Raw genomic sequence first — 22213 nt, forward strand, 5'->3', positions numbered from 1 at the left:
CAGTAAGCTCCTGGGGATGAGCAAACTTGCCGCCTTCCCTAAATTCAAAATCCATAGGATTTACATATAATTAGAGGAAGAAAAATGACAATATTGAATCACACCCTCGGTTTCCCTCGCGTTGGCCTGCGTCGCGAGTTGAAAAAAGCGCAAGAAAGCTACTGGGCGGGTAACGCCTCTCGTGAAGAATTGCTGGCAACGGGTCGCGAATTGCGCGCTCGTCACTGGGATCAACAAAAGCAAGCTGGCGTTGACCTGCTGCCAGTGGGCGATTTTGCCTGGTACGATCATGTGCTGACCACCAGTTTGCTGCTGGGTAACGTTCCGGCCCGTCATCAGAACAAAGATGGCTCTGTCGATATCGACACCTTATTCCGCATTGGCCGTGGTCGCGCACCGACCGGTGAACCGGCGGCAGCGGCAGAAATGACCAAATGGTTTAATACCAACTATCACTACATGGTGCCTGAATTTACCAAAGGTCAGCAGTTCAAACTGACCTGGACTCAACTGCTGGATGAAGTGGACGAAGCGCTGGCGCTGGGCCACAAAGTGAAGCCCGTCCTGCTGGGTCCGGTCACCTACCTGTGGCTGGGGAAAGTGAAGGGTGAGCAGTTTGATCGCCTGAGTCTGCTGAACGACATCCTGCCGGTTTACCAGCAGGTGCTGGCTGAGCTGGCGAAACGCGGTGTTGAGTGGGTACAGATTGATGAACCTGCGCTGGTGCTGGAGTTGCCCCAGGAATGGCTGAACGCCTTTAAACCGGCGTACGATGCGCTGACCGGGCAGGTGAAGCTGCTACTGACTACCTATTTCGAAGGCGTGACGCCGAATCTGGATACCATCACCGCGCTGCCGGTACAGGGTCTGCACGTGGATCTGGTTCATGGTAAAGATGACGTAGCCGAGTTGCACTCGCGTTTGCCCGCTAACTGGCTGCTCTCCGCAGGCCTGATTAACGGCCGTAACGTCTGGCGCGCCGATCTGACCGAGAAATATGCACAGATTAAAGACATTGTCGGGAAACGTGAGCTGTGGGTCGCCTCCTCCTGCTCCCTGCTGCACAGTCCTATCGATCTGAGTGTCGAAACCCGCCTGGATGCCGAAGTGAAAAGCTGGTTTGCCTTCGCCCTGCAAAAGTGCGGTGAACTGGCGCTGCTGCGTGATGCGCTGAACAGCGGCGATACTACTGCACTGGTCGCGTGGAGTGCGCCAATTCAGGCGCGTCGTCAGTCAATCCGCGTCCACAATGCGGCAGTGGAAAAACGTCTGGCGGCTATCACCGCGCAGGACAGCCAGCGTACTCACGCTTACCCGGTACGTGCCGAAGCCCAGCGTGCGCGCTTTAACCTGCCAGCGTGGCCGACCACCACTATCGGTTCCTTCCCGCAAACTACGGAAATCCGCGGCCTGCGTCTGGATTTTAAAAAGGGTAACCTGGATGCGGGCAACTACCGCACCGGTATCGCCGAGCACATCAAACAGGCGATCGCTGAGCAGGAACGTTTAGGCCTGGACGTGCTGGTACACGGCGAAGCCGAGCGTAACGACATGGTTGAATACTTTGGCGAGCATCTGGACGGTTTTGTCTTTACTCAGAATGGTTGGGTACAGAGCTACGGCTCCCGCTGCGTGAAGCCGCCGGTAGTGATTGGTGACGTGAGTCGTCCGGAAGCGATTACCGTTGAGTGGGCAAAATACGCCCAGTCGCTGACTGACAAACCGGTCAAAGGCATGCTGACAGGCCCGGTGACCATTCTTTGCTGGTCATTCCCGCGCGAAGATGTGACTCGCGAAACCATCGCTAAGCAGATTGCGCTGGCACTTCGTGACGAAGTCGCCGATCTGGAAGCCGCCGGTATTGGCATCATCCAGATTGATGAACCGGCGCTGCGTGAAGGTCTGCCGCTGCGTCGTAGCGACTGGGCGGCGTATCTGGAATGGGGTGTCGAGGCCTTCCGCATCAACGCCGCGGTGGCGAAGGACGAAACGCAGATCCATACCCACATGTGTTACTGCGAGTTCAACGACATCATGGATTCCATCGCTGCGCTTGATGCCGACGTGATCACCATTGAAACCTCGCGTTCCGACATGGAACTACTGGAGTCGTTCGAAGAGTTCGACTACCCGAACGAAATCGGGCCGGGCGTGTACGACATTCACTCGCCAAATGTGCCAAGCGTGGAATGGATTGAAGCCCTGCTGAAGAAAGCGGAACAGCGTATCCCGGCTGAGCGTCTGTGGGTGAACCCGGACTGTGGTCTGAAGACGCGTGGCTGGCCGGAAACCCGCGCAGCGCTGGCGAACATGGTGAAAGCGGCGCAGAACCTGCGTCAGGCTTAATTAGGTGCCCGATCGCCGGGGGCGTTAACGCTTACCCGGCCAACAGGAACGTGCAAGTCGTTGTAAGCCCGGTAAGGCGTAGCCGCCACCGGGCGATTAACATTTATTTCTTCCCACCATATTGCGCAAACCACGCCAGCATTCTTTGCCAGCCGTCATTGGCGGACTCTTCGTGATAGCTCGGGCGATAATCCGCGTTAAAAGCATGCCCGGCATCGGGATACACCACGATTTCTGCTTTGGCATTCGCCGCGCGCAATGCCTGACGCATGGTTTCCACGCTTTCCTGCGAAATACTGGTGTCCTGCGCGCCATAAAGCCCCAACACGGGGGCGTTAAGATCGGTAGCGATATCGACAGGATACCTGGGCGAGTTCAGCGTTTTGTCGCCGACCAGTTTGCCATACCATGCCACTGCCGCTTTTAACTGCGGGTTGTGTGCGGCATACAGCCAGGTGATGCGTCCACCCCAGCAAAAACCAGTGATCATCAGTTGGTGTGCGTCACCACCGTTGCGTGAGGCCCAACTGGCGACGTGGTCCAGATCGGCCAGTACCTGAGAGTCCGGGACCTTGGCCACCAGGCCGCTTAACAGCGTTGAAATATCGGCAAAATCATTCGGATCGCCCTCGCGAAAGTAAAGCTCTGGAGCGACAGCCAGATACCCTTCCAGCGCCAGGCGGCGACAAATATCACGGATGTGTTCATGAACGCCAAAAATTTCCTGCACGACGATAACAACCGGTAGCGGACCTTCGCTGTGCTTCGGGCGTGCATGATACGCAGGCATATCATCGCCTTGAGACGGAATCGACGTTATTCCCGCGATGATTTCGTTATCCGGGGTGTGAACCGCCGTTGCTGCGGGTGGGGATACTGCAGGTGCAAAGCCAGATTGTCGTGTTGTTGCCATGGTATTCTCCGTACCCTTAAGTATTTAGCCAAATAGCGCATCATTAACTATAGACGCGCGCAACGAACCACATTGCCTTAAACGGTCTATCTTTTGTGCAAGGCTTGCCTGTATCGAACAGTTAATGTGATGTTCATCACTATTTGACGGTAATGAAATGCAATTGATTTACATCAAAGTGATGGCTGTCACGAAAATATGTTTATGCCTTCGGTAAAGTGTGTTTTTGCTTCTTCTGACAAAACCGATTCACAGAGGAGTTTTTATGTCTAAGTCTGATGTTTTTCATCTCGGCCTCACCAAGAACGATTTACAAGGGGCTACGCTTGCTATCGTCCCTGGCGACCCTGAGCGTGTGGAAAAGATCGCCGCGCTGATGGACAAGCCGGTTAAGCTGGCATCTCATCGCGAGTTCACTACCTGGCGTGCTGAGCTGGATGGTAAAGCTGTGATTGTCTGCTCTACCGGTATCGGCGGTCCGTCGACCTCTATCGCCGTAGAAGAACTGGCGCAACTGGGCATTCGTACCTTCCTGCGTATCGGTACGACCGGCGCTATTCAGCCGCATATCAACGTGGGCGACGTGCTGGTTACCACCGCGTCTGTCCGTCTGGACGGGGCGAGCCTGCACTTTGCACCGATGGAATTTCCGGCTGTTGCCGATTTCGAATGCACCACCGCGCTGGTGGAAGCCGCGAAATCTATTGGCGCGACTACCCACGTCGGCGTGACCGCCTCTTCAGATACCTTCTACCCAGGCCAGGAGCGTTATGACACCTTCTCTGGTCGCGTGGTGAGCCGTTTCAAAGGCTCGATGGAAGAGTGGCAGTCCATGGGCGTCATGAACTACGAAATGGAATCCGCTACGCTGCTGACCATGTGTGCAAGCCAGGGTCTGCGTGCCGGTATGGTTGCGGGTGTTATCGTTAACCGTACTCAGCAAGAAATCCCGAATGCTGAAACCATGAAGCAAACGGAAAGCCACGCGGTGAAAATCGTGGTAGAGGCTGCACGTCGCCTGCTGTAATTTTCTCTCCTTTCTGAAAAGGCCGACATGTTCGGCCTTTTTATTTTGCGCAGTACCTCGCAGGAAATTCCTTTTAAACTGGACGTTTATACAGCACAATTCTATTTTGTGCGGGTAAGTCGTTGCTGTAAGGGGGGCGTAGTGGATATTTCGATAATGATAAGTGCCGTCGTGGCGTTAGCTGCAGGGCTGCTTGTGGGCTGGCTGGCGACCAAAGCGCGTGCCGACCAAATCCGCGCGGATCTTATCGAAGAACGGCGTGAACTGGATATTGCGCTAAGCGCCGCACGTCAACAGCTGGCGCAGGAAGCCCACTGGCGCGACGAGTGCGAGCTACTCAACAACGAACTTCGCAGCCTGCAGAGTATTAACACCTCTCTGGAAGCCGATCTCCGGGAAGTCACCACGCGACTCGACGCGACGCAACAGCATGCGGAAGATAAAATCCGCCAGATGATCAACAGCGAACAGCGTCTGAGCGAACAGTTCGAAAACCTGGCAAACCGTATTTTTGAACACAGCAATCGTCGCGTTGATGAGCAAAATCGCCAAAGCCTGAATAGCTTGCTTACACCATTACGTGAACAGCTGGACGGTTTTCGCCGCCAGGTGCAGGATAGCTTTGGCAAAGAGGCGCAAGAGCGTCATACCCTGGCGCACGAAATTCGTAACCTCCAGCAACTGAACGCGCAGATGGCGCAAGAAGCGGTTAACCTGACACGGGCGCTGAAAGGCGATAACAAAACCCAGGGCAACTGGGGAGAAGTCGTACTCACGCGGGTACTGGAGGCGTCCGGTCTGCGCGAAGGCTATGAATATGAAACTCAGGTCAGCATAGAAAATGACGCACGATCGCGGATGCAGCCGGATGTTATTGTCCGATTGCCGCAGGGCAAAGACGTGGTGATCGATGCGAAAATGACGCTGGTGGCCTATGAACGCTACTTTAATGCAGAGGATGACTACACCCGCGAAAGTGCGTTACAGGAACATATCGCCTCCGTGCGTAACCATATTCGTCTGCTGGGCCGCAAAGACTACCAGCAGTTGCCGGGATTACGTACGCTTGATTATGTGCTGATGTTTATCCCGGTTGAGCCCGCTTTTCTGCTGGCGCTGGACAGGCAGCCCGAACTGATTACAGAGGCACTCAGAAATAATATTATGCTGGTAAGCCCTACCACGTTGTTGGTGGCATTGCGCACCATTGCTAATCTGTGGCGGTATGAGCATCAAAGTCGTAATGCGCAGCAGATCGCGGACCGGGCCAGCAAGCTTTATGACAAAATGCGGCTGTTTGTCGATGATATGTCGGCAATTGGTCAGAGCCTGGACAAGGCACAAGATAACTATCGGCAGGCGATGAAAAAATTGTCTTCAGGGCGTGGAAACGTTCTGGCTCAGGCAGAAGCGTTTCGTGGATTGGGTGTAGAAATTAAGCGTGAGATTAATCCTGAACTGGCTGAACAAGCCACGAGCCAGGATGAAGAGTTTCGTTTACGTTCGGTCCCCGAGGCGCAACAAGACGAGACTTACCCCGATGGAGAGGCGGTAAATCAGCAATCAAACTAGCCCGTTTGGGTTAGTTGAACCCGGTAGAAGGGTAGGGCAAATTGGCCCAATCTGTTACACTTCTCGAACATTTTTTGGATGAGCAGGCACTGAGATGGTGGATAATTCACAAGAAACGACGCACTTTGGCTTTCAGACCGTCGCTAAAGAGCAGAAAGCTGACATGGTGGCCCACGTTTTTCATTCTGTGGCGTCTAAATATGACGTTATGAATGACTTAATGTCATTTGGCATTCATCGTTTGTGGAAGCGCTTCACCATTGATTGCAGTGGCGTGCGCCGTGGGCAGACTGTCCTGGATTTAGCCGGTGGTACGGGCGATCTGACGGCGAAATTTTCTCGCATGGTCGGTGAAACCGGGAAAGTGGTTCTGGCGGATATCAATGACTCAATGCTCAAAATGGGTCGCGAAAAGCTGCGCAACATTGGCGTGATTGGCAACGTCGAGTATGTCCAGGCGAACGCGGAAGCATTGCCGTTCCCGGACAACACCTTTGACTGCATTACCATTTCGTTCGGCCTGCGTAACGTCACGGATAAAGACAAAGCACTGCGTTCTATGTATCGCGTGTTGAAGCCTGGTGGACGTTTACTGGTGTTGGAATTTTCCAAGCCGATTATCGAGCCGCTGAGCAAAGCGTATGACGCATACTCTTTCCATATTCTTCCGCGTATCGGTTCAATGGTGGCAAGCGATGCCGATAGTTACCGCTATCTGGCGGAGTCCATCCGTATGCATCCCGATCAGGACACGTTAAAAGCAATGATGCAAGATGCTGGGTTTGAAAGCGTTGATTACTACAACCTGACGGCAGGTGTTGTTGCGCTGCATCGTGGTTACAAGTTCTGACAGGAGATCGGGGATGCCTTTTAAACCCTTAGTGACCGCAGGCGTTGAAAATCTGCTCAACACCTTTCTGTATCGTTCACCGGCACTGAAATCAGCCAGAACGCGTTTGCAGGGCAAGGTGCTGCGTGTAGATCTCAAAGGATTTTCGACCCCGCTAGTCCTGGTGTTTAGCGAACGCCAGGTTGATGTACTGGGGGCATGGGAAGGCGAAGCTGATTGCACCGTGATCACGCATGCCAGCGTGTTACCAAAATTGCGCGATCGCCAGCAGCTCACGGCGCTTATCCGCAGCGGCGAACTGGAAGTGCAGGGCGATATTCAAGTGGTGCAGAACGTTGTCGCGCTGGCAGACCTGGCGGAGTTCGATCCCGCAGAACTGCTTGCCCCTTATACTGGCGATATTGTTGCAGAAGGGATCAGCAAGACCCTGCGCGGTGGGGCTACGTTTTTATGCCGTACCGTTCAACGTCAGCAGCGTTATGTTGCCGAAGCGATCACCGAAGAGTGGCGCATGGCCCCGGGCCCGCTGGAAGTTGCATGGTTTGCCGAAGAAACCGCTGCCGTTGAGCGTGCGGTCGACTCCCTGGCCAAACGGCTGGAAAAACTGGAGGCCAAATGACGCCAGGTGAAGTACGGCGCCTTTATTTCATCATTCGCACTTTCTTAAGCTACGGTCTTGATGAACTCATCCCCAAAATGCGTATTACGCTGCCGCTTAGGTTGTGGCGCTACACGTTGTTCTGGATGCCAAACCGACATAAAGATAAACCGCTGGGTGAAAGGCTGAGACTGGCTTTGCAGGAGCTGGGACCGGTGTGGATCAAGTTTGGTCAAATGCTTTCCACCCGCCGCGACCTTTTTCCTCCGCAAATCGCCGATCAGCTTGCACTGCTGCAGGACCGGGTGGCCCCATTCGATGGGCAACGCGCAAAACAACAAATCGAAGAAGCAATGGGCGGACTCCCTGTTGAAGAATGGTTTGATGATTTTGACATCACTCCACTGGCATCTGCGTCTATTGCACAGGTACACACTGCGCGACTGAAATCGAACGGCAAAGAGGTCGTGATCAAGGTCATTCGCCCGGATATTCTGCCGGTCATCAGAGCCGATTTAAAACTGATCTATCGCCTTGCTCGCTGGGTGCCTCGCTTGCTGCCGGATGGTCGCCGCCTGCGGCCAACGGAAGTGGTGCGTGAATATGAAAAAACGCTGATCGATGAGCTGAATCTGCTGCGCGAGTCGGCGAACGCGATTCAGCTGCGGCGTAATTTTGAAGACAGCCCGATGCTGTACATCCCGGAAGTGTATTCCGACTATTGCAGTCAGAACATGATGGTGATGGAGCGTATTTACGGTATCCCTGTTTCAGATGTTGCCGCGCTTGAGAAGAACGGCACCAATATGCAACTGTTGGCTGAGCGTGGCGTTCAGGTCTTCTTTACTCAGGTATTCCGCGACAGCTTTTTCCATGCGGACATGCACCCTGGGAATATTTTTGTTAGCTATGAACACCCTGAGAACCCGAAATATATTGGCATTGACTGCGGGATTGTCGGTTCGTTGAATAAAGAAGATAAGCGCTACCTGGCGGAAAACTTTATCGCGTTTTTTAACCGCGACTACCGCAAGGTTGCCGAGTTGCACGTAGATTCTGGCTGGGTTCCGCCGGACACCAACGTCGAAGAATTTGAATTTGCTATTCGTACCGTGTGTGAACCGATATTTGAAAAACCGCTGTCGGAAATTTCATTTGGTCACGTGCTGTTGAACCTGTTTAACACCGCACGTCGGTTTAATATGGAAGTCCAGCCGCAACTGGTGCTGTTACAGAAGACATTGTTGTATGTTGAGGGCGTTGGTCGACAGCTATATCCGCAGTTAGATTTATGGAAAACAGCCAAGCCATTTCTGGAGTCGTGGATTAAAGATCAGGTCGGTATTCCTGCGCTTGTCAGGGCTTTTAAAGAAAAAGCACCGTTCTGGGTCGAAAAAATGCCAGAAATACCTGAACTTGTGTATGACAGTTTGCGCCAGGGCAAATATTTACAACACAGTGTTGATAAGATTGCGCGCGAGCTTCAGGCGAATCATGTTCGTCAGGGACAATCCCGTTATTTATTGGGTATTGGCGCAACGCTGCTGCTAAGTGGGACATTCTTGCTGGTAAGCCGTCCTGAGTGGGGTTTGATGCCTGGCTGGCTAATGGCGGGTGGCGTCATTGCCTGGCTGATAGGCTGGCGCAAAATGCGCTGAATTTTTCATCGCTCAAGGCAGGTCGTGTAACGTATACTACGGTCTTATTAATTCATCATCTATAACAGAGGAACATGTATGGGTGGTATCAGTATCTGGCAGTTGTTGATCATTGCCGTCATCGTTGTACTGCTATTCGGCACCAAGAAACTCGGCTCCATCGGTTCCGATCTTGGCGCGTCAATCAAAGGCTTCAAAAAGGCGATGGGTGATGATGAACCTAAGCAAGATAAAACCAGCCAGGACGCTGATTTTACTGCTAAATCCATCACCGATAAGCAGGGTGAAGTGAAAAAAGAAGACGCCAAAAGCCACGATAAAGAGCAGGTATAATCCGTGTTTGATATCGGTTTTAGCGAACTGCTATTGGTGTTCGTGATTGGCCTCATTGTTCTGGGGCCACAACGACTGCCGGTGGCGGTAAAAACGGTCGCGGGTTGGGTTCGTGCATTGCGCTCTCTTGCAACGACGGTTCAGAATGAACTGACCCAGGAGCTTAAGCTTCAGGAGTTTCAGGACAGCCTGAAGAAAGTTGAGAAAGCGAGCCTGACAAATCTGACGCCGGAGCTGAAAGCTTCGATGGATGAATTGCGTGAAGCTGCGGAGTCGATGAAGCGTTCTTACAGCGCTAACGACCCTGAGAAAGCCAGCGATGAAGCCCACACTATCCATAATCCGGTAGTGAAAGGGAGCGAAGCGCAGCATGAGGGGGTTACCCCGGCTACGGCTGAAGCGCAGGCCAGCTCGCCAGAGCAAAAACCGCAATCCACGGGTGCTAGTACGCCGGAACCGACGGAAGCCGCTTCCGTAACGTTGATGGACGCAGAAAAGAAATCCGCCGCGCCTGTTGTCGAATCCTCCCCTTCGTCGAGTGATAAACCGTAAACATGGCTGTAGAAGATACTCAACCGCTCATCACGCATTTGATTGAGCTGCGTAAGCGACTCCTGAACTGCATTATTGCGGTTCTGGTGATCTTTCTGGCGTTGGTTTATTTTGCCAACGACATTTACCATATGGTTGCGGCACCGCTGATCAAGCAAATGCCGCAGGGTGCGACGATGATCGCCACAGATGTGGCCTCGCCGTTCTTTACCCCGATCAAGCTCACCTTTATGGTGTCGCTGATCCTGTCAGCGCCAGTGATCCTGTACCAGGTATGGGCATTTATTGCTCCCGCGTTATATAAGCATGAACGCCGCCTTGTTGTGCCGCTGCTGGTTTCAAGTTCGCTGCTGTTCTATATCGGCATGGCATTTGCCTACTTTGTCGTCTTCCCGCTGGCGTTTGGTTTCCTTGCCAATACAGCTCCGCAGGGCGTACAGGTGTCGACGGATATTGCCAGCTACCTCAGCTTCGTAATGGCACTTTTCATGGCCTTTGGGGTCTCTTTCGAGGTTCCCGTTGCCATTGTGCTGCTGTGCTGGATGGGTATTACGACGCCTGACGAATTACGTAAAAAACGTCCTTATGTTGTCGTCGGCGCCTTTGTCGTGGGGATGTTACTGACGCCGCCGGATGTCTTCTCGCAAACGCTGTTGGCCATACCGATGTACTGCCTGTTTGAAGTCGGCGTTTTCTTCTCCCGTTTCTATGTCGGTAAGCGGCGTACGCGAGACGAAGATAACGAGGCGGAGAACGAGAAAGCTGAAGCTGCCGATAAAACCGAAGAATAAATTCAACCGCCCGTAAGGGCGGTTGTCATATGGGAGGAAGCATGTTTGATATTGGCGTTAATCTAACCAGTACGCAATTTGCAAAAGACAGGGATGAGGTTGTCGCGCGCGCCTTTGCTGCCGGCGTAAATGGCATGCTTTTGACCGGAACTAACCTGCACGAAAGCCAGCAGGCGTTAAAACTGGCACAGCATTATCCACATTGCTGGTCCACCGCGGGTGTTCACCCGCATGACAGTAGTCAATGGCAACCCTCAACGGAAGAGGCGATTGTGGCGCTGGCAAACCAGTCTGAAGTGGTCGCCATTGGTGAATGTGGGCTGGATTTCAATCGCAATTTCTCCACGCCGCAGGAGCAGGAGCGGGCGTTTGAGGCACAACTGCGTATTGCCGCCGAGTTGCAGATGCCGGTTTTCATGCATTGCCGCGACGCACATGACCGTTTCCTGACGCTGCTCGAACCCTGGCTGGACAGCCTTCCAGGCGCTGTATTGCACTGCTTTACCGGCTCACGCCAGGAGATGCAGGACTGCGTAGACAGGGGGCTGTATATTGGCATCACCGGATGGGTCTGCGATGAACGTCGGGGCATGGAACTTCGGGAACTGCTGCCGTTTATCCCAGTGGAAAGGCTCCTGATCGAAACCGATGCCCCTTATTTACTTCCCCGCGATTTAACTCCGAAACCGGCTTCACGTCGTAATGAACCTGCGCACCTGCCGCACATTCTTGAGCGTATTGCGCACTGGCGTGGAGACGATCCTCAGCGCCTGGCAGCCGCTATCGACGCCAATGTCAGGACACTCTTCGAAGTCACCTTCTGAAGCGGATTTAGATTTTGCGAAAACCGGTGTTTTTCACGCTCTGCTTAACCTCTTTATTCAGCAGGTTAAGCAGCAGCATGGAGCGTGCCTCGCCATCTGGTTCGGTGAAAATTGCCTTCAGCCCTTCAAATGCACCTTCGGTGATAATCACGCTATCTCCTGGATACGGGGTTTCAGGGTCAATAATCCCTTCTGGTTTGTAGATGGAAAGCTGGTGAATAACGGAAGACGGAACTGTTGCGGGTGTTGCACCAAAGCGGACGAAATGGCTGACGCCACGCGTGGCATTGATGGTGGTGGTGTGGATCACTTCCGGGTCGAATTCGACAAACATGTAGTTAGGGAAAAGTGGCTCACTGACTGTAGTACGTTTTCCACGCACTATTTTTTCCAGGGTGATCATGGGCGTCAGGCAGCTCACTGCCTGTCTTTCCAGGTGTTCCTGGGCACGCTGAAGTTGCCCGCGTTTGCAGTACAGTAAATACCAGGCTTGCATAATAACTCTTATCCGCTTGTTCTGAGCGTAAGCATAACAAAAGCCATGCACTAAGTTAATTATACCCGCCTCAACTCAACCCGAAACTCAATGGGTATATAATCCCTGCGCTTGCATGTACCGCCAGAGTTCACGCTAATTTAACAAAAATACAGCATCGCAATGATGAACGCCGTATAATGAGGCGCTTACGAAGAGGCCACAATGGACGCCATGAAATATAACGATTTACGCGACTTCCTGACGCTGCTTGAACAGCAGGGTGAGCTCAAACGCATTACGCTTCCAGTGGATCCTCATCTGGAAATCACTGAAATTGCCGATCGCACGCTGCGTGCGGGCGGGCCCGCGTTGTTGTTTGAGAACCCTAAAGGCTATTCGATGCCGGTGCTGTGCAACCTGTTTGGCACGCCAAAGCGTGTTGCCATGGGGATGGGACAAGAAGATGTCTCTGCGCTGCGGGAAGTGGGTAAACTGTTGGCGTTTTTGAAAGAGCCGGAGCCGCCAAAAGGGTTCCGCGATCTGTTTGATAAGCTGCCGCAGTTCAAGCAGGTTTTGAATATGCCGACCAAACGGCTGCGCGGTGCACCTTGTCAGCAAAAAATCGCGTCAGGCGATGACGTCGATCTCAACCGTATTCCCATCATGACCTGCTGGCCGGAAGATGCCGCCCCGCTGATCACCTGGGGGCTCACCGTGACGCGTGGCCCGCATAAAGAACGGCAGAATCTGGGTATCTACCGTCAGCAGCTGATCGGCAAAAACAAGCTTATTATGCGCTGGCTTTCCCATCGTGGTGGCGCGCTTGATTATCAGGAGTGGTGTGCTGCCCATCCTGGTGAGCGTTTTCCGGTTGCGGTAGCACTTGGGGCCGATCCGGCAACGATTTTGGGCGCGGTAACGCCGGTACCTGACACGTTATCGGAATACGCGTTTGCCGGACTGTTGCGCGGTACCAAGACCGAAGTGGTCAAATGTATTTCCAACGATCTCGAAGTCCCAGCCAGCGCGGAGATCGTGCTGGAAGGCTACATCGAGCCGGGGGAGCTAGCGCCGGAAGGTCCGTACGGCGACCATACGGGTTACTACAATGAGGTGGATAGCTTCCCGGTCTTCACCGTCACGCACGTTACCCAGCGTGAAGATGCTATTTATCACTCCACCTACACCGGGCGTCCACCCGATGAACCTGCCGTGCTGGGCGTGGCGCTGAACGAAGTGTTCGTGCCGATTCTGCAAAAGCAGTTCCCGGAAATCGTCGATTTTTATCTGCCGCCGGAAGGCTGTTCGTATCGACTGGCGGTTGTCACGATCAAAAAACAGTACGCCGGTCATGCCAAACGCGTCATGATGGGTGTTTGGTCGTTTTTACGACAGTTTATGTACACCAAATTTGTTATTGTCTGCGATGACGATGTCAACGCACGTGACTGGAATGATGTGATTTGGGCGATCACCACCCGTATGGACCCGGCCCGGGATACGGTGTTGGTAGAGAATACACCGATTGATTATCTGGATTTTGCCTCGCCGGTCTCCGGCCTTGGTTCAAAAATGGGCCTGGATGCTACCAATAAATGGCCGGGTGAGACCCAACGTGAATGGGGACGTCCGATTAAAAAAGATCCCGAAGTGACTGCGCGCATTGACGCAATTTGGGATGAGCTGGCCATCTTTAATGACGGCAAAAGCGCCTGAGGCGCGATCGTTTTGCCTATTGATCCGACAGAGAGAGCGCATGACAACCTTAAGCTGTAAAGTGACCTCGGTAGAAGCTATCACTGACACCGTATATCGCGTCCGTTTAGTGCCAGACGCGGCGTTTTCCTTTCGTGCTGGTCAGTATTTAATGGTCGTGATGGATGAACGAGATAAGCGTCCGTTCTCCATGGCCTCAACGCCGGATGAGCACGGGTTCATTGAGCTGCACGTGGGTGCCTCTGAGCTTAACCTGTATGCGATGGCCGTCATGGATCGCATTCTCCAGGATCGAGAAATCAACGTGGATATCCCGCACGGCGAAGCCTGGCTGCGTGACGATGAAGACCGACCGCTGATCCTGATTGCTGGCGGCACCGGCTTCTCTTATGCGCGCTCGATTTTACTGACCGCGCTGGCGCGCAACCCAAACCGTGACGTGACGATTTACTGGGGCGGGCGTGAAGAGAAGCATCTCTACGATCTCGGTGAACTGGAAGCGTTGTCTGTTAATCACCCGAACCTGCGCGTTGAGCCCGTGGTCGAACAGCCTGAAGAAGGCTGGCGTGGTCGTACGGGTACCGTACTAACGGCAGTATTGCAGGATCACGGCACGCTGGCTGAGCATGACATCTACATTGCTGGGCGTTTTGAAATGGCAAAAATCGCGCGCGATCTGTTCTGTAATGAGCGTCAGGCGCGTGAAGATCGCCTGTTTGGTGATGCGTTCGCTTTTATTTAAAAATAAAAAACCCGCCCCTGACAGGCGGGAAGAACGGCAACTAAACCTTCTCTCTTCGCCATTGACACCAATAGCTTTGAGATAACATTTTGTAGGCTGGATAAGACGTTTTTTACGTCGCCATCCGGCATCGTTGCCGGGGGCGCTTCGCTTGCCCGGCCTACAAGATGCGGCACTCTGTGATTACACTCTCTCAAATACCGTAGCGATACCCTGACCCAACCCAATACACATCGTCGCCAGACCAAACTGCACGTCTTTACGCTCCATCAGGTTCAGCAGGGTGGTGCTGATACGCGCACCGGAACATCCCAGCGGGTGGCCCAGGGCGATCGCACCGCCGTTGAGGTTGATCTTCTCGTCAATCTGCTCCATCAAGCCCAGATCTTTAATGCATGGCAGGATCTGCGCAGCAAAGGCTTCGTTCATTTCAAACAAACCGATGTCACTGACGGAAAGCCCAGCTTTTTTCAGCGCCAACTTTGAGGCTGGAACCGGGCCGTAACCCATGATTGACGGATCGCAACCGACCACCGCCATTGAGCGAATGCGCGCGCGCGGCGTCAGGCCCAGTTCGCGGGCACGGCCCTCGCTCATTACCAACATAGCAGCGGCACCGTCGGAAAGCGCGGAAGAGGTACCGGCAGTGACCGTACCGCTAACCGGATCAAACGCCGGACGCAGGGTAGACAACGCTTCGATGGTGGTTTCCGGACGGATCACTTCGTCGTAGTTAAACTGTTTCAACACGCCGTCGGCATCGTGACCGCCAGTCGGGATGATTTCATTTTTAAATGCGCCAGACTGGGTGGCAGCCCAGGCGCGAGCGTGTGAACGTGCGGCGAAGGCATCCTGCATTTCACGGCTGATACCGTGCATACGAGAGAGCATTTCCGCCGTCAGGCCCATCATCCCCGCGGCTTTTGCCACGTTGCGGCTCATTCCCGGATGAAAATCTACGCCGTGGCTCATTGGCACGTGACCCATATGCTCCACGCCGCCAATCAGGCAAGCCTGAGCATCGCCGGTCATAATCATGCGCGCCGCATCGTGCAGGGCCTGCATGGATGAACCGCACAAGCGGTTGACGGTGACAGCCGGGACGGAGTGTGGGACTTCCGCCAGCAGTGCGGCGTTACGGGCGATATTGAACCCTTGCTCCAGCGTCTGTTGTACGCAACCCCAGTAAATGTCATCGAGAGCCGCGGGCTCAAGCGCTGGATTCCGCGCCAGCAGGCTACGCATTAAATGTGCGGAGAGATCTTCTGCCCGCACGTGACGGAACGCGCCCCCTTTCGAACGGCCCATCGGGGTACGGATCGCATCAACAATTACAACCTGTTCCATTGTGACTCCTTAAGCCGTTTTCAGGTCGCCAACCGGGCGGGCAGGCTCAACCGAGGGATAGTACGGTTCGTTATGACGCGCTTTATTACGCAATCCTTCCGGCACCTCATACAGTGGGCCGAGGTGCTGGTATTGCTGCGCCATATCGAGGTATTTGGCGCTGCCGAGCGTATCCAGCCAGCGGAACGCACCGCCGTGGAACGGAGGGAAGCCGAGACCGTAAACCAGTGCCATATCGGCTTCCGCCGGGCTGGCAATGATGCCTTCTTCCAGGCAGCGCACCACTTCGTTGACCATCGGGATCATCATGCGGGCGATAATCTCGTCATCGCTGAAATCGCGCTTCGGCTGGCTGACGTCTGCCAGCAGGCCATCGACCGCAGCATCCTCTTCTTTCTTCGGCTTGCCTTTGCTGTCTTCTTTATAACGCCAGAACCCGAGACCATTTTTCTGTCCAAAGCGGCTGGCATCGAACAGGGCATCGATCGCGTCGCGATAATTTTTCTGCATTCGCTGCGGGAAGCCTGCGGACATCACTGCCTGCGCGTGATGTGCGGTATCAATACCGACTACGTCCAGTAAATACGCCGGGCCCATTGGCCAACCGAACTGTTTCTCCATCACTTTATCGACTTTGCGGAAGTCCGCGCCGTCGCGCAGTAACTGGCTGAAACCAGCGAAGTAGGGGAACAGCACGCGGTTTACAAAGAAGCCAGGGCAGTCGTTGACCACAATCGGCGTTTTGCCCATCAGGCTTGCCCAGGCGACGACTTTAGCGATGGTTTCATCCGAGCTTTTCTCACCGCGGATGATCTCAACCAGCGGCATCCGGTGCACCGGGTTAAAGAAGTGCATGCCACAGAAGTTTTCCGGGCGCTTCAGAACGCTGGCCAGTTCGCTAATCGGAATGGTAGACGTGTTTGACGCCAGCACGGTATCCGGGCGCACTTTATCTTCGGTCTCTGCAAGCACCGCTTTTTTCACTTTTGGATTTTCAACAACCGCTTCCACCACCACGTCCACGCGCTCAAAGCCGGTGTAGTCGAGGGTTGGTTGGATGGTAGAAATCACGCCCGCCATCTTCAGACCGTCGATCTTGCCGCGCTCAAGTTGCTTATTCAGCAGCTTGGCGGCTTCGGTCATGCCCAGCATCAGCGATTTATCGTTGATATCTTTCATGATAACCGGCACGCCTTTCCAGGCAGACTGGTAGGCTATACCGCCACCCATAATGCCTGCGCCCAGAACTGCGGCTTGCTTCGGTGTCTCAATATCCTTCGTCAGTTTTTTCGCTTTCGCTTTGACGTACTGATCGTTGAGGAAAATACCGACCAGCGCACGCGCCTCGTTGGTGTGCGCCAGCGGGACAAAACTTTGGTTTTCCAGGTTCAGCGCTTCTTCACGACCAAAGCGGGCGGCAGCTTCAATCGTTTTCACAGCGGTAATCGGGGCTGGGTAATGTTTCCCTGCCGTCTGCGCAACCATGCCTTTGGCGATGGTAAAGCTCATGGCCGCTTCAATTTTGCTGAGTTTCAGCGGCTCCAGTTTTGGTTGGCGTTTGGCCCGCCAGTCGAGGTCACCGTTGATTGCCTGACGCAGTACCGCCATTGCGCCCTCGAGCAGTTTTTCCTGCTTCACAATGCCATCAACCAAACCGATTTTCAGTGCCTGCTCGGCACCGACGTCTTTACCTGCGGCAATGATTTCCAGCGCGCTGTCTGCGCCCAGCATGCGTGGCATACGCACGGAACCGCCAAAGCCCGGCATGATGCCCAGCTTGGTTTCCGGTAGACCGATGCGCAGGTCCGGGGTTGCCAGACGGTAGTCGGTCGCCAGGACGCACTCGCAGCCGCCACCCAGCGCATAGCCGTTGACCGCAGACAGGGTTGGGACAGGCAGATCTTCCAGGCGATTAAAGACGCTGTTGGCAAAGTGCAGCCACTGGCTTAGCTGTTCTTCAGGAACAAGGAACAGTGAAAGGAATTCGGTGATATCGGCACCGACAATAAAGGCTGCTTTGTTAGAACGCAGCAGCAGCCCTTTTAAATCATGTTGTTTCTCCAGCACATCCAACGCATGGCCAAGGCTGGCTACGGTTGCCGTGTCGAGTTTATTGACTGAGCCAGGGGCATCGAACACCAGTTCGGCGATGCCATCTTCCAGCCAGTCGAGGTACAGGGTGTCGCCTTTGTAAAGCATGTCAGTCTCCTGAATCCGCAAGGTGATCTGGTCATACCAGATGAATCGAAGTGTGTGTTTTATGTTAATAAAATGCAAATGAATGATTAAAGAAATGACGGGCCGATCACGCTCGGCAGAAATCACGCAGTCACAGGACGATGTGCTAAGATGCGGAGACTTGAGGTCAAAAAAACAGAAGGGTAAATAATGGAATCACTGGCCGCACTCTATAAAAATCATATTGTTACCTTACAGGAACGGACCCGCGATGCGCTGGCGCGTTTTAAGCTGGATGCGTTACTTATTCACTCCGGTGAGCTGGTTAACGTTTTTCTCGACGACCATCCGTATCCGTTCAAGGTCAATCCGCAGTTTAAAGCCTGGGTACCCGTCACGCAGGTTCCCAACTGCTGGTTGCTGGTGGATGGCGTTAATAAGCCTAAGTTGTGGTTCTACCTGCCGGTGGATTACTGGCACAACGTTGAGCCGCTGCCGACCTCTTTCTGGACCGAAGAAGTTGAAATCATTGCGTTGCCAAAAGCCGACGGTATTGGTAGCCAGTTGCCTGCTGCCCGCGGCAATATCGGGTACATCGGCCCGGTACCGGAACGTGCGCTGCAGCTGGACATTGCTGCCAGCAACATCAACCCGAAAGGGGTGATCGACTATCTTCACTATTACCGTGCGTATAAAACCGATTACGAGCTGGCCTGCATGCGCGAAGCGCAGAAAATGGCGGTAAGTGGACACCGTGCAGCCGAAGAAGCGTTCCGTTCAGGGATGAGCGAGTTCGACATCAACCTGGCGTACCTGACAGCCACGGGGCATCGCGATACCGACGTGCCTTACAGCAACATCGTCGCGCTTAACGAACATGCCTCTGTACTGCATTACACCAAGCTGGATCATCAACCGCCATCAGAATTCCGCAGCTTCCTGCTGGACGCCGGGGCGGAATATAACGGCTATGCGGCAGACCTGACGCGGACCTGGTCGGCGAAAAGCGACAACGACTATGCACAGTTGGTGAAAGACGTTAATGAAGAAGAACTGGCGCTGATTGCAACCATGAAAGCGGGTGTCAACTATGTGGATTATCACATTCAGTTCCATCAGCGCATCGCGAAGCTGCTGCGTAAACATCAAATCATCACCGACATGAGTGAAGAGGCGATGGTGGAAAACGATCTTACCGGGCCGTTTATGCCGCACGGTATTGGTCACCCGCTGGGATTACAGGTGCATGATGTCGCTGGTTTTATGCAGGATGACAGCGGTACGCATCTTGCCGCACCGTCGAAGTATCCGTACCTGCGCTGCACTCGCGTGCTGCAACCGGGCATGGTCCTGACCATTGAGCCGGGCATTTACTTTATCGAATCCCTGTTAGCGCCGTGGCGTGAAGGGCAATTCAGCAAACATTTCAACTGGCAGAAGATTGACGCGCTGAAGCCGTTCGGTGGTATTCGTATTGAAGACAACGTGGTCGTCCATGAGAATCATATCGAAAACATGACCCGGGATTTGAAACTGGCGTAATGGACAGTTGGTTAATCCCTGCGGCGCCGGTTAGCGTCGTTGAAGAGATCAAAAAAAGCCGCTTCATTACGTTGCTCGCCCACACGGACGGCGTAGAGGCGGCAAAAGCGTTTGTCGAGTCAGTCAGGGCAGAGCATCCGGACGCCCGCCACCATTGCGTGGCGTGGGTAGCGGGTGCACCGGATGACTCGCAACAGCTGGGCTTTTCGGACGACGGCGAACCGGCGGGGACGGCAGGTAAACCGATGCTTGCGCAGCTAATGGGCAGTGGCGTTGGCGAGATTACCGCGGTGGTGGTGCGCTACTACGGCGGTATTCTTCTCGGTACAGGTGGACTGGTCAAAGCCTACGGTGGTGGGGTGAGCCAGGCATTGCGGCAATTAACAACGCAGCGCAAGACGCCGCTTACCGAATATACTTTGCAGTGTGAGTACGGCCAACTGGCAGGTATTGAAGCACTGTTGGGGCAGTTCGACGGTAAAATCATAGCCAGTGATTACCAGGCATTCGTTCAGCTACGGGTAGCGCTTCCTTACACGAAAGTGAATGAATTTTCAGCAAGGCTGGCGGATTTTAGTCGAGGTTCATTGCAATTGTTAGCGATTGAAGAATAATCCCCACCTCATTTTAAAGAACTAAGGAAGCGGCAGAGATGCATTTTCGCGCCATTACCCGAATCGTTGGACTACTGGTCATCTTATTCTCGGGGACAATGATCATCCCCGGACTGGTAGCGCTCATCTACCGTGATGGGGCGGGTCGTGCATTTACGCAAACTTTCTTTGTCGCGCTGGCGATTGGCTCCATGCTGTGGTGGCCGAACCGTAAAGAAAAGGGCGAACTGAAATCCCGCGAAGGGTTTCTTATCGTGGTCTTGTTCTGGACCGTGCTGGGCAGCGTGGGTGCGCTACCGTTTATCTTTGCTGAAAGTCCAAACCTCACGATCACCGATGCGTTTTTCGAATCCTTCTCCGGCTTAACTACGACGGGCGCAACCACGCTGGTGGGGCTGGATTCATTACCACATGCGATTCTCTTTTATCGTCAAATGCTGCAATGGTTTGGCGGGATGGGGATCATCGTGCTGGCGGTGGCTATTCTGCCTATTCTTGGTGTCGGCGGTATGCAGCTTTACCGGGCAGAAATGCCAGGGCCGCTGAAAGACAATAAAATGCGTCCGCGTATTGCCGAAACGGCGAAAACCCTGTGGCTTATCTATGTATTGCTGACAGTGGCCTGTGCGCTGGCGCTGTGGTTTGCCGGCATGCCTGCGTTTGACGCTATCGGTCACAGCTTTGCGACCATTGCTATCGGCGGCTTTTCAACGCATGACGCCAGCGTGGGTTATTTCGATAGTCCGACTATCAACACAATTATTGCAATCTTCCTGCTGATCTCCGGGTGTAACTATGGCCTGCACTTCTCTTTATTAAGCGGGCGTAGTCTGAAGGTCTATTGGCGCGATCCGGAATTTCGGATGTTCATTGGGGTACAGCTGACGCTGGTGGCTATCTGTACGCTGGTATTGTGGATCCACAATACCTACGGTTCGGCGCTAACGACAATCAATCAGGCCTTTTTCCAGGTGGTGTCGATGGCGACCACCGCGGGGTTCACCACGGACAGTATTGCTCGCTGGCCGTTGTTCCTGCCCGTGCTGTTGCTGTGTTCTGCCTTTATTGGTGGCTGTGCCGGGTCAACGGGCGGTGGCTTGAAGGTGATTCGTATTCTGCTGCTGTTCAAGCAGGGTAACCGTGAGCTGAAGCGCCTGGTCCACCCGAACGCGGTTTACAGTATTAAGCTAGGTAACCGTGCACTGCCAGAACGTATCCTCGAAGCAGTATGGGGATTCTTCTCGGCCTATGCGCTGGTGTTTATTATCAGTATGCTGGCGATTATCGCGACCGGCGTGGATGACTTCTCTGCATTTGCTTCCGTTGTCGCGACACTGAATAACCTGGGGCCAGGGCTGGGTGTGGTTGCCGACAACTTTGCCAGTATGAACCCGGTGGCGAAATGGATCCTGATTGCCAATATGCTGTTTGGTCGTCTGGAGGTCTTTACTCTGCTGGTACTCTTTACCCCTACCTTCTGGCGTGAATAATGGAGTAACACGTGAAAACACTGATTCTTTTTTCTTCCCGGGATGGACAAACGCGCGAAATCGCCGAGTATCTGGCTTCTGAGCTCAAAGAGTTGGGCATCTGGGCGGATGTTATGAATCTGCACCGCACCGAAGAGCCTGACTGGCAGCACTATGACAGCGTGGTGATCGGTGCCTCGATTCGCTACGGTCACTACCATTCTGCTTTTCAGACGTTTGTGAAGAAGCACGCTACGCGGCTGAACGCGATGCCGAGTGCGTTCTACTCCGTTAATCTGGTTGCCCGTAAGCCGGAAAAACGTACCCCGCAAACCAACAGCTATGCGCGCAAGTTTCTGATGAGCTCGCCGTGGCGACCCGATCGTAGCGCGGTGATCGCTGGCGCACTGCTTTATCCTCGCTATCGTTGGTATGACCGCGTCATGATCCAACTGATTATGAAGATGTCCGGTGGCGAAACGGATACGAATAAAGAAGTGGTCTATACCGATTGGGAACAGGTTGCGAGTTTTGCGCGAGAAATAGCCCAATTAACCAACAAAGCGTCGTTAAAATAAACGTAAAGAATAAAAAATACGCACTCGGAAAATTATTTTGAATTTCCCCTTGTCAGCCTGAAATAACTCCCTATAATGCGCCTCC

At 53.7% G+C, this 22213-nt stretch carries 20 protein-coding genes; 16 read left to right on the forward strand and 4 right to left on the reverse strand.

From position 1 onward, the window contains the following. The first annotated feature begins 84 nt into the window (after nt 1-84). Complete coding sequence (gene metE, locus FDX22_RS01590; protein ID WP_146716630.1) at nt 85-2346, forward strand: 5-methyltetrahydropteroyltriglutamate--homocysteine S-methyltransferase; 2262 nt, start codon at nt 85-87, stop codon at nt 2344-2346. Between the two features lie 103 nt (nt 2347-2449). Here metE and FDX22_RS01595 read toward each other — a convergent pair whose 3' ends face one another. Further along, a complete protein-coding gene (locus FDX22_RS01595) occupies nt 2450-3259 on the reverse strand; it encodes a dienelactone hydrolase family protein (protein ID WP_146716631.1) in 810 nt (269 codons plus the stop codon). 265 nt (nt 3260-3524) lie between these two features. Between FDX22_RS01595 and udp the strand changes: the two genes are divergently transcribed. The 9 genes from udp (at nt 3525) to tatD (ending at nt 11464) form a co-directional block, all read left to right on the forward strand. Continuing rightward, nucleotides 3525-4286 (forward strand): uridine phosphorylase, encoded by a 762-nt coding sequence (gene udp / locus FDX22_RS01600; RefSeq protein ID WP_003828923.1) that lies wholly within the window; start codon nt 3525-3527, stop codon nt 4284-4286. Between the two features lie 141 nt (nt 4287-4427). Further along, nucleotides 4428-5858 (forward strand): DNA recombination protein RmuC, encoded by a 1431-nt coding sequence (rmuC, locus tag FDX22_RS01605; RefSeq protein ID WP_115259834.1) that lies wholly within the window; start codon nt 4428-4430, stop codon nt 5856-5858. Between the two features lie 94 nt (nt 5859-5952). Beyond that, nucleotides 5953-6708, forward strand: coding sequence for a bifunctional demethylmenaquinone methyltransferase/2-methoxy-6-polyprenyl-1,4-benzoquinol methylase UbiE (ubiE, locus tag FDX22_RS01610; protein ID WP_096758910.1), 756 nt, complete (start codon nt 5953-5955; stop codon nt 6706-6708). Between the two features lie 13 nt (nt 6709-6721). Then, a complete protein-coding gene (ubiJ, locus tag FDX22_RS01615; RefSeq protein ID WP_115259833.1) occupies nt 6722-7327 on the forward strand; it encodes a ubiquinone biosynthesis protein UbiJ in 606 nt (201 codons plus the stop codon). Beyond that, nucleotides 7324-8964, forward strand: coding sequence for a ubiquinone biosynthesis regulatory protein kinase UbiB (ubiB, locus tag FDX22_RS01620; RefSeq protein WP_115259832.1), 1641 nt, complete (start codon nt 7324-7326; stop codon nt 8962-8964). The genes ubiJ and ubiB overlap by 4 nt, the downstream gene beginning before the upstream one ends. A gap of 78 nt (nt 8965-9042) precedes the next feature. Beyond that, entirely contained in the window at nt 9043-9297 is a 255-nt protein-coding gene (gene tatA, locus FDX22_RS01625) for a Sec-independent protein translocase subunit TatA (RefSeq protein WP_096758907.1), read from the forward strand. Nucleotides 9298-9300: 3 nt separating this feature from the next. Further along, nucleotides 9301-9849: a Sec-independent protein translocase protein TatB gene (gene tatB, locus FDX22_RS01630; protein ID WP_096758906.1), complete on the forward strand. Its 549-nt coding sequence runs from the start codon at nt 9301-9303 to the stop codon at nt 9847-9849. Nucleotides 9850-9851: 2 nt separating this feature from the next. Next, complete coding sequence (gene tatC, locus FDX22_RS01635; protein ID WP_096758905.1) at nt 9852-10640, forward strand: Sec-independent protein translocase subunit TatC; 789 nt, start codon at nt 9852-9854, stop codon at nt 10638-10640. Nucleotides 10641-10681: 41 nt separating this feature from the next. Continuing rightward, entirely contained in the window at nt 10682-11464 is a 783-nt protein-coding gene (gene tatD, locus FDX22_RS01640; RefSeq protein ID WP_115259831.1) for a 3'-5' ssDNA/RNA exonuclease TatD, read from the forward strand. Between the two features lie 7 nt (nt 11465-11471). Here tatD and rfaH read toward each other — a convergent pair whose 3' ends face one another. Further along, nucleotides 11472-11960 (reverse strand): transcription/translation regulatory transformer protein RfaH, encoded by a 489-nt coding sequence (rfaH, locus tag FDX22_RS01645; RefSeq protein WP_115259830.1) that lies wholly within the window; start codon nt 11958-11960, stop codon nt 11472-11474. A 204-nt stretch (nt 11961-12164) separates the two neighbouring features. On the opposite strand from rfaH, the gene ubiD reads away from it, so the two are divergent. Then, entirely contained in the window at nt 12165-13658 is a 1494-nt protein-coding gene (gene ubiD, locus FDX22_RS01650) for a 4-hydroxy-3-polyprenylbenzoate decarboxylase (protein WP_096758902.1), read from the forward strand. 40 nt (nt 13659-13698) lie between these two features. After that, nucleotides 13699-14400 carry an NAD(P)H-flavin reductase gene (fre, locus tag FDX22_RS01655; RefSeq protein WP_096758901.1) on the forward strand — a complete coding sequence of 234 codons (702 nt, stop codon included), beginning with the start codon at nt 13699-13701 and terminating at the stop codon, nt 14398-14400. 183 nt (nt 14401-14583) lie between these two features. Here fre and fadA read toward each other — a convergent pair whose 3' ends face one another. Further along, nucleotides 14584-15747, reverse strand: a complete 1164-nt coding sequence (gene fadA / locus FDX22_RS01660; protein ID WP_137363058.1) for an acetyl-CoA C-acyltransferase FadA — start codon at nt 15745-15747, stop codon at nt 14584-14586. A 9-nt stretch (nt 15748-15756) separates the two neighbouring features. Further along, nucleotides 15757-17946, reverse strand: coding sequence for a fatty acid oxidation complex subunit alpha FadB (gene fadB / locus FDX22_RS01665; protein ID WP_146716632.1), 2190 nt, complete (start codon nt 17944-17946; stop codon nt 15757-15759). Nucleotides 17947-18135: 189 nt separating this feature from the next. On the opposite strand from fadB, the gene pepQ reads away from it, so the two are divergent. From pepQ to hemG, 4 genes are read left to right on the forward strand one after another with little or no spacing between them, the layout of a single operon-like run. Continuing rightward, nucleotides 18136-19467 (forward strand): Xaa-Pro dipeptidase, encoded by a 1332-nt coding sequence (gene pepQ, locus FDX22_RS01670; RefSeq protein WP_096758898.1) that lies wholly within the window; start codon nt 18136-18138, stop codon nt 19465-19467. Beyond that, nucleotides 19467-20081, forward strand: coding sequence for an IMPACT family protein (locus tag FDX22_RS01675; RefSeq protein ID WP_135912790.1), 615 nt, complete (start codon nt 19467-19469; stop codon nt 20079-20081). The genes pepQ and FDX22_RS01675 overlap by 1 nt, the downstream gene beginning before the upstream one ends. 38 nt (nt 20082-20119) lie before the next feature. After that, a complete protein-coding gene (gene trkH, locus FDX22_RS01680) occupies nt 20120-21571 on the forward strand; it encodes a Trk system potassium transporter TrkH (RefSeq protein WP_115259827.1) in 1452 nt (483 codons plus the stop codon). 11 nt (nt 21572-21582) lie between these two features. Further along, nucleotides 21583-22128 carry a menaquinone-dependent protoporphyrinogen IX dehydrogenase gene (hemG, locus tag FDX22_RS01685; protein WP_096758895.1) on the forward strand — a complete coding sequence of 182 codons (546 nt, stop codon included), beginning with the start codon at nt 21583-21585 and terminating at the stop codon, nt 22126-22128. Nucleotides 22129-22213: the final 85 nt, after the last annotated feature.

The sequence above is a fragment of the Citrobacter sp. TBCS-14 genome, from assembly GCF_005280805.1.
In the GTDB taxonomy this organism is placed as follows: Bacteria; Pseudomonadota; Gammaproteobacteria; order Enterobacterales; family Enterobacteriaceae; genus Citrobacter; species Citrobacter gillenii.